At 66.9% G+C, this 10,132-nt stretch carries 17 protein-coding genes; 2 read left to right on the top strand and 15 right to left on the bottom strand.

Going from position 1 to position 10,132, the window contains the following annotated elements:
- From TSB10P1A_RS22280 to TSB10P1A_RS22340, 13 genes are all read right to left on the bottom strand, one after another.
- Positions 1–327 (bottom strand): regulatory protein GemA (locus tag TSB10P1A_RS22280; protein WP_186390172.1); only part of this gene is annotated, 327 nt, incomplete at its 3' end.
- A gap of 234 nt (positions 328–561) precedes the next feature.
- Positions 562–786: a hypothetical protein gene (locus TSB10P1A_RS22285; protein WP_186390173.1), complete on the bottom strand. Its 225-nt coding sequence runs from the start codon at positions 784–786 to the stop codon at positions 562–564.
- A complete protein-coding gene (locus TSB10P1A_RS22290; RefSeq protein WP_208987191.1) occupies positions 783–1,163 on the bottom strand; it encodes a hypothetical protein in 381 nt (126 codons plus the stop codon). Before TSB10P1A_RS22290 ends, TSB10P1A_RS22285 begins: the two co-directional genes overlap by 4 nt.
- Positions 1,160–1,492 carry a hypothetical protein gene (locus tag TSB10P1A_RS22295; protein WP_186390174.1) on the bottom strand — a complete coding sequence of 111 codons (333 nt, stop codon included), beginning with the start codon at positions 1,490–1,492 and terminating at the stop codon, positions 1,160–1,162. Before TSB10P1A_RS22295 ends, TSB10P1A_RS22290 begins: the two co-directional genes overlap by 4 nt.
- On the bottom strand, positions 1,492–2,139 hold the full coding sequence (locus tag TSB10P1A_RS22300; protein WP_186390175.1) for a DUF3164 family protein: 648 nt from the start codon (positions 2,137–2,139) through the stop codon (positions 1,492–1,494). The genes TSB10P1A_RS22295 and TSB10P1A_RS22300 overlap by 1 nt, the downstream gene beginning before the upstream one ends.
- Complete coding sequence (locus tag TSB10P1A_RS22305; RefSeq protein WP_186390176.1) at positions 2,136–2,534, bottom strand: hypothetical protein; 399 nt, start codon at positions 2,532–2,534, stop codon at positions 2,136–2,138. The genes TSB10P1A_RS22300 and TSB10P1A_RS22305 overlap by 4 nt, the downstream gene beginning before the upstream one ends.
- Positions 2,531–2,803, bottom strand: a complete 273-nt coding sequence (locus TSB10P1A_RS22310) for a hypothetical protein (protein ID WP_186390177.1) — start codon at positions 2,801–2,803, stop codon at positions 2,531–2,533. The genes TSB10P1A_RS22305 and TSB10P1A_RS22310 overlap by 4 nt, the downstream gene beginning before the upstream one ends.
- Positions 2,803–3,177: a LysR family transcriptional regulator gene (locus TSB10P1A_RS22315; RefSeq protein ID WP_186390178.1), complete on the bottom strand. Its 375-nt coding sequence runs from the start codon at positions 3,175–3,177 to the stop codon at positions 2,803–2,805. Before TSB10P1A_RS22315 ends, TSB10P1A_RS22310 begins: the two co-directional genes overlap by 1 nt.
- Positions 3,174–3,815 (bottom strand): hypothetical protein, encoded by a 642-nt coding sequence (locus tag TSB10P1A_RS22320; RefSeq protein WP_186390179.1) that lies wholly within the window; start codon positions 3,813–3,815, stop codon positions 3,174–3,176. The genes TSB10P1A_RS22315 and TSB10P1A_RS22320 overlap by 4 nt, the downstream gene beginning before the upstream one ends.
- Positions 3,815–4,573 carry an AAA family ATPase gene (locus TSB10P1A_RS22325; protein ID WP_186390180.1) on the bottom strand — a complete coding sequence of 253 codons (759 nt, stop codon included), beginning with the start codon at positions 4,571–4,573 and terminating at the stop codon, positions 3,815–3,817. The genes TSB10P1A_RS22320 and TSB10P1A_RS22325 overlap by 1 nt, the downstream gene beginning before the upstream one ends.
- A 62-nt stretch (positions 4,574–4,635) precedes the next feature.
- Positions 4,636–6,870, bottom strand: coding sequence for a DDE-type integrase/transposase/recombinase (locus tag TSB10P1A_RS22330; protein WP_208987192.1), 2,235 nt, complete (start codon positions 6,868–6,870; stop codon positions 4,636–4,638).
- A complete protein-coding gene (locus TSB10P1A_RS22335; protein WP_186390181.1) occupies positions 6,871–7,326 on the bottom strand; it encodes a hypothetical protein in 456 nt (151 codons plus the stop codon). It lies immediately after the preceding gene.
- Positions 7,326–8,192, bottom strand: a complete 867-nt coding sequence (locus TSB10P1A_RS22340) for a ParB/RepB/Spo0J family partition protein (protein ID WP_186390182.1) — start codon at positions 8,190–8,192, stop codon at positions 7,326–7,328. The genes TSB10P1A_RS22335 and TSB10P1A_RS22340 overlap by 1 nt, the downstream gene beginning before the upstream one ends.
- A gap of 131 nt (positions 8,193–8,323) precedes the next feature.
- On the opposite strand from TSB10P1A_RS22340, the gene TSB10P1A_RS22345 reads away from it, so the two are divergent.
- Positions 8,324–8,503, top strand: a complete 180-nt coding sequence (locus tag TSB10P1A_RS22345) for a hypothetical protein (RefSeq protein ID WP_186390183.1) — start codon at positions 8,324–8,326, stop codon at positions 8,501–8,503.
- Here TSB10P1A_RS22345 and TSB10P1A_RS22350 read toward each other — a convergent pair.
- Both TSB10P1A_RS22350 and TSB10P1A_RS22355 read right to left on the bottom strand, forming a co-directional pair.
- Entirely contained in the window at positions 8,500–8,742 is a 243-nt protein-coding gene (locus TSB10P1A_RS22350) for a hypothetical protein (protein WP_186390184.1), read from the bottom strand. The two genes, TSB10P1A_RS22345 and TSB10P1A_RS22350, sit on opposite strands and share 4 nt — an antisense overlap.
- 154 nt (positions 8,743–8,896) lie before the next feature.
- Positions 8,897–9,199 (bottom strand): helix-turn-helix transcriptional regulator, encoded by a 303-nt coding sequence (locus TSB10P1A_RS22355; RefSeq protein ID WP_186390185.1) that lies wholly within the window; start codon positions 9,197–9,199, stop codon positions 8,897–8,899.
- Between the two features lie 11 nt (positions 9,200–9,210).
- Between TSB10P1A_RS22355 and TSB10P1A_RS22360 the strand changes: the two genes are divergently transcribed.
- Complete coding sequence (locus TSB10P1A_RS22360) at positions 9,211–9,870, top strand: helix-turn-helix domain-containing protein (RefSeq protein ID WP_208987193.1); 660 nt, start codon at positions 9,211–9,213, stop codon at positions 9,868–9,870.
- Positions 9,871–10,132: the final 262 nt, after the last annotated feature.

Genomic DNA, 10,132 nt, shown 5'->3' on the forward strand with positions numbered 1-10,132 from the left:
GCGCGCATGCGCAAGTCCGGTCTGCCGGGTGACGAAGGCCATCATCGCCTCGTCGGTGCTGGTCTTGACCACGCCGAGATTATAAGCGGCGATCCAGAGCGCCTGCAGCTTGCCCGCGAAAGGCCCGGAAGCCCGCTTCGATGACCCGGTCTTCAAACCGCGTTTGAAGCCGAGCCGATGCAGCTCGTCCACCACCACCTGGTGCTGCTGCGGCGTCATGGCCCGCAGGGATCGCGAGCCGGTGACCCGCTCGTACAGGTCGCGGGCGTCCTCGCCGGCAATGCCGAGCTGCTTCAGCCCGACATGGATGATCGCATGTGCTGTCATCTGTCCCACCATCTCAAAGGGTCCGGACGCTCCTCGTCCTGGTCCTCGGTTGACGACACGGCCGCCCCTCGCGCGGCCTTCGAAAGTTCCTGTCTCAGAAGTTCCGTGGTGACCGCCCGAAGCTCGGCGGTCAGCCCTGGCAATCGGTGCAGCCTGTAGCGGTGGCGCCGGGCTTCGCCGAGCAGCTCCTGGCGGCGGGCACCGGGATCGCGGCCAGGATCGCGGACGGACATGTCAAAGCCCTCCTTCTCCCTCATTCAGCGCCGCCCTGATCCGATCGCGGTTGACCTTCAGCCAGCGCAGGGTGTCGAGTACGCATTCCAGACGCAGCACGTGCTCTGCCGCTTCGCCCTCACGCATGCGCCGCTGGGACACCAGACCGGGATAGACGCGCCGCCGCATCGCAAGCTCGCGCTCGACCTCCTGTATTTGAGCGGTCAGCGTGCGGCGGCGGGTCATGTCAGCCCCCACGTGCCATCGAGGAGATCGTCCAGCCACTGCGGCTCGGGATGCTCGGCCGGCCTGCCGATTTCCGCCTCGATTTCGCGGATCAGCAGCACGCGATCGGCGATAGCGGGGATTGTCTCCTGGCTGGCCGTGCCAGGCACCGGGACATGATCCATGCCGTCCCAGGCGAGCTCGCACGCGGCTTCGACCATCGACGCAAGCTCGCCGCGCAGATCGAAAAGGGCGCGTTCGAGCAATGACTCCCTGAGTTGCCATCTACGCCGGTGCGCTTGCGCGTCCAGCCCGGAAACTTTGCGGGCGCCCGCCGCCACGTTGGCCAGATCTCGGGTGTTTGCGGCCCAGCGGGCGCGCTTGGTGTCATCGGTCATGACTGCCCCCCTGCGTCGTCATCAGGCCGCAAATCGTCGATGTGCACTCCGCATCGCTGGCACACCTTCGGATTGCCGGCTGCGGCTACGTGGCCGGCGCACGCTTCTTCGGCCAGCGCGATCCTCCTGCGGGCCGCACGCAGCCAGCTCTTTTTCGCTGCCTCCCGTCCCATCGTGGCGGTGCCGGCGATGCCGGCGAGCCGCATTTCGTAGGCGCCGGCTCTGTAATCGAACCGTGCTCCATGGACCCTTCCGAGCATTTCGGCTGTAGATCGCTCCACGATGGGCAGCCACGCGCGGAGCGCCTTGATCTTGAGAGCCTGTGCCATCACGACGCCCTCGCCAGATCGATGGTGACGGCGTTCCAGCGGTCGGTCACACGAGCGCGGCGGTAGAAGCGGACATACTCCTTGGACCCCGTGACCCGCATTGCCTCGCGAATGGCGCGCATCGCCTCCTGCCAGCGCGGGTCCTCGATATCGAGCCGCAGCAGCATGAAGATTTCCGCCCGGTTGACCTGCCCCTCCTTGTCCGTGTTGAAGGCGCGGGTGATCACGGCACGGATCTCCGGCCGGCTGTCGGCGGACCACTCCGTCAGGCATTCGTCCAGGAGCCGCTTGGCGATCTGGAGCTGCGGGCCGAAGTCGACATAGTCCGCGACCTGGACGGTCACCCTCATCAGCCCGTCGAAGGTCTGATAGGTGCGATTTCCCTTCGGCCCGCCCTTCGTCAGGCCGTGCTCCTGGGCGAGCAGCGCATCGAGCTCACCCAGGTCCGTCATGGTGTGACCGCGAAAGCGGCCGATCTGGCCGGAAAGCTCGTCGGCGAAACGCATGATCCTGCGCACCACCTCGTCCTCAAGCTTGTGTGCGGGCTTGATCGTCTCCAGCGGCACGAACGCGCCCTTGGCATCGGTCATGTAGGGCTTGCCGGCGATGTCGATGACGCCGTCGTCTGTTGCGGGGATACCGGTCATTGAATGCCTCCATGGCGTTGGTCGAGTGCGGAGCGGCCCGGTGCCGGGTCGCCCATCAGGTTGGCGGTGGGGTCAGGGTGACTGGTCAGCAGGTGGTCAAGCATCGGGCTCACCCGCCAGCGCCGGCCGAACGGGGCCGGCGGAGCTTTTGGAGCAGGCGCCGGCTGCGGCCGCTCGGCCGCCTCCCGTCGCAGCATCTCCCGCTGGCGCAGCTCCATGTCGACGGCGACGATCAGCCGGGCGATGGAGTGCACCAGGTCGGCGCGACTCGTGCCGCCCGAGAGCAGCCTGGCGCCGACCTCGGCCGCCGCGATGGAGGCCGACGTGTCGGGACCGCGTCCGTCGAAAACGGAGGCCAGGATCTCATCGACCAGATCGTGCAGGGCCTCGCTCATGCCGCCGACCCTCCATCGTCTGAGGCCGGTGCGGGCACCGGACGAGGCACGATCGGCAGGCGCTTGACCTTGCCGCTGGCGAGATCCGCCTCCGATATCATCGCCGGGCCGGAGATCCGGCTCGCCTCCATGCCCCGTGCGGTTCGCGCCGCGTCGCGCAGCGCGAGGCGAAGCAAGCCGGTCATCGCCGGCTGCAGCGCCAGCGAGCCGTCCGGCCTCGCATTGGCGTCGATCCACCCGATCAGGGTCCTGATGTCGTCGGACAGCATCAGCAGCCTCCCTTGAGCCGTGAGTGAGGGCACCCGCTGCGGCAGGCGTGGAACATCCGGACGCGGTGCGCGCTGGTCGGGGCGTACGGCTTGCCCTGCCAGTCCAGGCACAGGTCCCGACTGAGGTCGCCGACCACGGGGCAATCGACGGTCAGCCCCATCAGCGCGCCGCGCACGCGTTCCTCGATCCGGGCGAGATCGCCCAGGTATCGAGCGTTGATCACCTGGCTGACGGTCGGCTGGCTGTAGCCGATGCGCCGCGCCGCGCCGGCCAACCCTTCCTGGTCGGCCAGGGCCGCCAGCTCCCGCACCCAATCGGGCAGGATCTCTCCCCAGGCGGAGCGCGCCTTGTCGATCATGGCGACCGGTGTCATGGCGCGACCTCCTCGGCGACTGCCTCGGCCGGCCCATAAAGCGCATTGTCGTTAGGGTCGTAGACGACATGCGTGCGCAGCAGCTTCGGCGCCAGCGGGCCGCTCGCCATCGAGGGCTTGAGCCGCCATTTCGTGGGGCGCGGGCCGACGCTCTCCTGCAGGACGGTCAGATAGCCGGCACCCGCCAGGTGCTTGACGTAGCTCTGAGCCGTCACCACCGGCACCGTGACCTCGTCAGTGGCGGCGAACGCCGCCAGCTCATGCGCGGTGAAACCGTCGCGCAGCAGATTGCGCATGGTGTTCCACATCAATTGGTTGGCCGGCGTCGGTGCACGAGAGCCGTCCCGGCGCAATCGGGGCGCCTCCTGGTGGCGCTGGACGAGACGGTAGATCCGGCGGCCCCGCCGGCGCCCGTGGGCAGGCTCGGCCCCGACCTCCGACAGAATACCGGCGCGGGTGAGCCGTCGCAGATAGTCGGTAATGCCGTGGTCGGCCGGATCGCAGCAGCGCTGGTCCACGTCGTGGCGGGTGAACGTCTCGCCGCCGCGCGTCAGGTCGAGGACGACCGACCACACGTGGTCGATTCCGCGCAGCACCGGCCGACCGTTGATCGTCCTGAGCTTGAGGATCGCCGACATCAGCCGCGCCCTCCCGCCCGCCGGATCGGCGTCTCGCCGGTGAAGATGCGCCCCTCGTAGTCGGCGCGCGAGACAGCACCTTTGCCGCGATTGCGCGCCCAGGCATGGATCTCGTGCAGCGTCGTGGCGATGCGCCGGGCGCGCCCTCCCGTCTTGGCGCGGATGTCTTCGAGCAGGTCCTCGCCGACCTCGACCATCGGGCACAGGATGCGGGCCAGCTCCGCCGTGTCTTCGAGGTCGCAGGGCTGCGCAAGTTGCCAGTCGAGCACCCGGTTGTGCACCCGCTCGAAAGCTTCGAGCTTGCGCGGCAGCAGCTCTTCGCCGATCAGGACGACGGGCACCTGAGTCGTTTCATGGATGTCGCGGACGTATTCGATCATCTTGCCATCCACGAGCTTGTCGGCCTCGTCGATGATCAGCGGACGATTTGGCGCATCGCCCAGCCGGCGGATGATCTCGTCCATCATCTGCGCCACCGTGCCGCGCGGCCGGGGCTGCCCCGCCTCCTGCAGGATCGCCTCGCAGAGCGGCTTTGCCCGCCAGTAGTGGCGGACCTCGACATAGATCGCGGCGGTCTTGTTCATGGCGTACTGCGCGGCCACCGACTTTCCGTACCCGCTGTCGCCTGAAAAGACGCCGATCCCCGGCAGTCCCACCATGCGCGAGCGCAGCGCCTCGATCATCATCATCAGGGTCGCAACGTTCTTCAGCGGCGCGATGGACCCGCCCGTCTTGACCGTGTGCTCGTTTGCCGTCATCATTCTCTCCTTGGTAAGTGCTTGGGGCCCCGGTTCGCCGGGGCTCCTTTTTTTGGGCGGGCCTAGCCGCCGAAATCCTCGTGCAGGGCCTGCAGGGCGCGGTATTCCGGCCCGGACCTGTAGCCACCCAGCCACATCGCATCCTCTGTGCTGATGGCCTCGCCGGCCTCGACGCGCGCCATCAGGTCCTGCGCCCGGCGAAACCGGATCTGCGGCGTCTCCTGGCGGCGAAGTGGCGTGACGGTCGGAGCGGCGGCGGCGGGTGCCGCCATCTCCCGGCGCATTTCGGCGAGCAGCTCCGCCGCGCGCTCGGGCTGCGCGGGCACCTCGGCCGGCCTGGCCGCGTCCAGCGCGGCGGCAATGGCGGGTGTCGAGTGTTCCACTTCGCGCTTGGGCAGCGAGACGACATTGGCGCTCTCGCGGGCGCGGGCGTCGGCCTTCTCCCGGTAGAGCTGCAGCGTCCGCTCGATGCCGGACGGCCCCTTCCTGATCCTGCGCAGCTCTGCTTTCGCGTCCCGCTCGCGATCGGCGAGCAGCCGCCGGGCCACTTCCTTCTCGGCCTGCACGAATGCCGGTCTGTTGATGTCCCGCAGTTCGGGGCAAATGGCAGTGTCGAGAAACCGGCCATCGGCCGCCGAGAAGACGTAGACCTTGCCCATGTCGATCGGGTCGAGCCGGACGAGCACGTCGGTGCCGGGCAGGATGCGGCCGGAGAGATAATACAGATGATCGATCCTGATCCCCTGGCCGGTCATCCTGCGCCGGCCGTCCCGGCCGGCCAGCGGCATCAGCAGGACATCCAGGGCGCGCTCGTCCACGCGGGCGATCGGCGCAGTCGAGGCGGCCGCTGCCTGCGCCGGTGTCAGCCCCTTCAAAGCGCCCCTGAAGCCGCCGTGAGGCCGGGCGTGATAGTAGACCTCAAGCCACTCGTCGACATGCGCCTGCACCTCGGCGGCCGACAGCGCGACCTCGAAAAGCTCGGCGTCATCCGTGCCGAGGCGCTGGCTGAACGCCGTGCGCTCCTCGATCGATTTGCGCTCGGCCACGTCATGGCCGACATAGCCGGGGAGTCGCGCCGCGAAGTTGTGTTGGAAGGTCTTGATGACGCGCTCGACATGCGCCTTTTCGGTCGGGCTGTACGCGGCAGAAACGTCGACATCGATATCGAGATCGTCGAAAAGCTGGACGGTGGCCCGCGCCTTGAAATCGGAGCCATTGTCCGTCTTGACGGTCTTGGGGACGCCCCAGGCCATCAGCGCCTTGCGGATCAGCAGACCCACGGCCGAGGCACGCGGCGTCTTGGTAAGGGTGATCACCACCCGCCGCGTGGCTATGTCGATGCAGGCATACATCGAGTGCCGGCCGTCCGTGCACAGCGCGTCGACCGGCGAGGCGTCGATCTGCCAGAGCTGGTTCGGCTCCCTGACCCACCGATAGGCGCCCGTGCCGCGCAGGGCCATGGTCGAGCGATAGAGATCGGGATTGGTGTTCTTGGTGATGACCACCTTTTCGGCGGCGCGCAGCTCCCGGATGAAATGCTGGAACGTCCGCACCGGCGGCAGCGGCTTGATCTCGCCATGCCGATCTGTGATCTCGGCGCCGAACTCGCCCTCGCAATAGTCGCGGATCATCTCCGCCGACAGGGCCGGATTGCGGAGGATCCATGCGAGGATATAGGCCCGCATCCGGCCGCCTTCGGCCGTGGCGAGCAACCCCTTGCCCTTGCGGGCCGCTGCGGGATCGTGCCCGAGCGCGGCGCTGCCGGCGATCGCGCGCGCCTGTCGCCAGCGCATCAGCGTCCGGGCGGACACATGCCTGACCACCCCCGCCGCCCATTCGGGCAGCGGCACGCGGCCGGCATTGTACATGTCGGCAAACAGGCTGTCGGTCCCGAGGGCGCCAAGGTCGAGCATCTGCCGGAAGCGATCGGCGAGGCGCAGGATCATCACCCGCGCGTCCCGCGTCAGCCGCGCCCGGTCGGTGAGATCTCCGCTGCCCCGCAGGTCTGCCGGACTGTCGCCGTCCCTGAGCGCCAGCGCCGGCCCGATCCGGCGCGACAGATACCCAAGCCGCACGTCCAGCGGCAGGAGATCGAGGTGGTACTCATACCCGCCACCATCGCTACCGGAGCGCTGGCGCACGAGAGCGTGGTATCGGTGCCAGCTTTCCCGGTCGGCGAGAGCATTCACGCCGCGCTTGGTTTCCGGCATTCCCGGCATGTCGCCAGCGGCCGCGAGGCTGGCGATCTCCGCCGCCATGAACCAAATCTGGATCTGTGTCGGGTTTTGCGCGTTCATTCAGACCGCCCCCCACTTGGCCTTTTCGGCGGCCTTGAATTTCTGGATTTTCGCCTCGGCTTCCTCGGCCAGATGCACGTTGATGAGCGCGCGGTAGCGCGCGTCGACCGCCACCAGTCCGAACCGCTCGGCCACGAAACCGACAAGGTCCGTGCAGCCGGTCACTTCGATCAGCGCGAGGAAGCGCTCCAGCGTGATGCGATGTGCTTCCGCCCCTTCCGAGGCGTAGTTCGCGAGCATGTTTTCCGAGACCGCATAGCCGAGCTCTGCGGTCATAGCGGCGGCGATCTCAGACCGCGAAAGCGACGACGATTTCAGGGCGAGCGCGACGGCCTGGCTGATCTGCGAGGCCAGCCGCGAGCCGCGAATGGCGCCCGGCTCAAACCCGGCGGCCACCTTCGGCGGCTCCCAGGACAGCAGGTCCCCCGTCATCGTATCGCCGCGCGCCTTCGCCATCAGAGCGCCTCCTCCTCTTTCAGCATGGCGAGGATCTCGGCCTGATGCGCGCGCACGAAGGCGCGGCGCTGCCGGACGGGAAACCGCCGCCAACTGTCGGAAAAGGACCTAAACGCCTTCTCGGCCGGGTCTTCGGGCTTGCGGCCTTCGATCATGCCCAGCGCCGCCGCCACCGAGCCCGCCATCGGCGGCTCGCTGAGCACGTGATCCAGCACGGCGGGGCGCATCTCCCGCTCGATATCGGCGAGCGCGATCAACTCGGACTGATTGTCGGCCAGCCGGCTCAAGGCCACGCGCTCCCGCGTATCCGCGTCCAGCGTCGCGATCTTCAGGCAGCGCCAGACGGCGGTCTTTCCGAGCCCCAAAGCTCGCTGTGCTGCCTCATTGAAGGCCGCCGAAAATCGCTCGGCCGCGACCGCCATCGGGTCGGCATCGATCAAAGTTCCAAGTTGGAACTTTGAAGCCGCCCGCCGGTTTCCGCCGCGCTTCACCGCGCCCTGGGCCTGCTCGTAGATCTCGCGCCAGGCGGCCACATCCATCGCCCTGTCCAGCGCCGAGAGCTCGCGGCGCATCAGGTTCTCGGCGATCTCCGCGAGTTTGAGCGCGGCCTCGTCGGCGAACGCATCCGCCGGCTTCACGTCGGCCCGGATACTTTTCCACCTCAGCAGCTTCGCCGCGCCGAGCCGGTGGGCGCCTGCGATCAGCCGGAAACGCTTGCCCGCCTCGACCACGAGGATCGGGATGCGGAGCCCCTGGCCTTCGATATCTGCGGCCAGCGCCGCCACCCAATCCGGGTCGACCTTGCGCCGGCCGGCGGGCACGTCGATCTGTGCGAGCGGGATCTCGCGCGGAGCGTCGGAGGTCATCGTGCGCCTCCTGTGCGATAGGACGCGGGCGAATCGGCTAGCTTGGCATGGTTGCGGTTCCGGCGCGCGGTGGTGCGCACGCCGGAACCTGCCATCCCCAGGTGGATTGGGCACACGAGGAGATGATTGAAATGGATGCTGAAAAGCTCTTTGAACACGCGGTGCGTCTGGTCGAGGCGAACCTGAACGCGGGCCAGTTTCACAACCCTGCGAACCTCGAAACGATCATCCGCGACCAGGTGCCGATTGCTTTTCGGGCTCTTGAAATCGCATGGGCCGAGGTCGTTGGTGAGGGCGAAGGGCGCCATTAGCGTGCACCCTGCGGCCGGTAGACATAGCCGCGCCCGGCTTCATAGACGTACCCGTCAGCCTCGCCCGGAGACCGTTCGTTCCGGGTGTCGCCCTCGATCTCCCTAAGGGCCGTTTTCGCCCTTGTCAGGATATACAGCGAGGACTGCCGCTCGGCCCACACGGTGCGCAGGAGAATCAGGATCGCGCCCGCGCATACGAGGATGGTCATGCCAAGCAAGACGGCTTCGTAGGGACGCATCACCCCATCCTCCAGATCAGCACCAGATCCGACGCCACTCCCACAAACAGCAGGAACGAAGCGACCGCGAGGCACAGGACGGCGGCCGCCGCCAGGTCTTGCGGGTCCGGAAGCATGTCAAGGACGGCCCGGAGCGCTGACAGGAGCGGGCGCATCACGCCGCCGCCCTGTCAGACGCGGAGGCCGCTTTCTGACCTTCTGCCCGACCGTATTTCTTGCTATCGAAGATCCGGGCTTTCGTGATCGGATACCGGTCGGGAAAGAGCTGCTCGACAGGCACCTGCAGAAAGTCGGCGATCGCCGCCTCGGCTCGGCGGTGCGTGCGCTTCCAGACGTGGCTGAAGCTGTTCTGCGTCATGCCGACGCTCTCAGCCAGGGCCGTCAGCGTCATGCCTCGCCGATGCAGCTCGGCCTTGATAGAGTGCTGGTCCCAGACGGGGCCCGTGCCAGACTTCATGGGAGACTCCTTTGGGTGAAACCGGCCTGTTGCAGCAGGCCGGTTTCTTTGGAACGCGATGTGTGACAACAGCCCCGAATCACGGGGCGTACAGAAGGGATAAGATCAATATCGATTTTTGTAAAGTCGATATCGATTTTATGATTGATTTGGCTCGACCAGAGAGCGACCCAAAGACGCCACTTGCGCGCCGCATGCGCGCGGTTCGACGTCATTTTGACGATGTGGATCGCGATGCGTTCGCTGCCCGTTTGGGTTTGAGCAAATCGGCTTTGGCGCGATACGAACGCGGCGAGAACCCTCCGGGAGCGGATGTTCTAGCTATCTATCGAACGCGTCTGGGCATTGACGCCAATTGGCTTGCTACAGGCGATGGAGGGATGTTCGCCGATGCGGGTCAGGCTCCGCCTCCCGTGCGCGCAATCGATCCGGCACTCTTTCGCCAGGTCGGCCGCCTTGTGGCGCGCGTGCATAAGGAGGAGGGCGTCAAGTTGCCGCCGGACGCCGTGCTCGATGAGCAGGCGGACGCCTATAACGCTCTGATAACGCGGGCTGAGGACCCTGCCGATCCGGCGGAGCTAGAGGCGCTCCTGCCGTGGCTGGAGGCGCGGCTGCGTAGGAGGCTCCAGACGGCGGCGGCTGCGCCGGGCACCGGTAAACGTCCGGCTTGATGGTAGTGCAGACTACAGGGTGATCCCGTAGTCTCTTCTATCTGTTTCGGAAATTGCAATCGTCGTACAAATACGATCATTGGTAGTAGTGGAATTCTGGGGGGAAACGATGAGGCACGATGCCGTCTTGATTTCTTTCGCGATTGCCATGATCGCACCGGCGCCGGTAGCGGCGGGAGGCGTCGAGGTCATCCTCGAGCGTCACGAGGTCGGCCCGGTCGCAGACCGCATCATCATGAAGATGGTGAACAACACGGGAAAA

The organism is Stappia sp. TSB10P1A, from assembly GCF_900185725.1.
Taxonomy (GTDB): domain Bacteria; phylum Pseudomonadota; class Alphaproteobacteria; order Rhizobiales; family Stappiaceae; genus Stappia.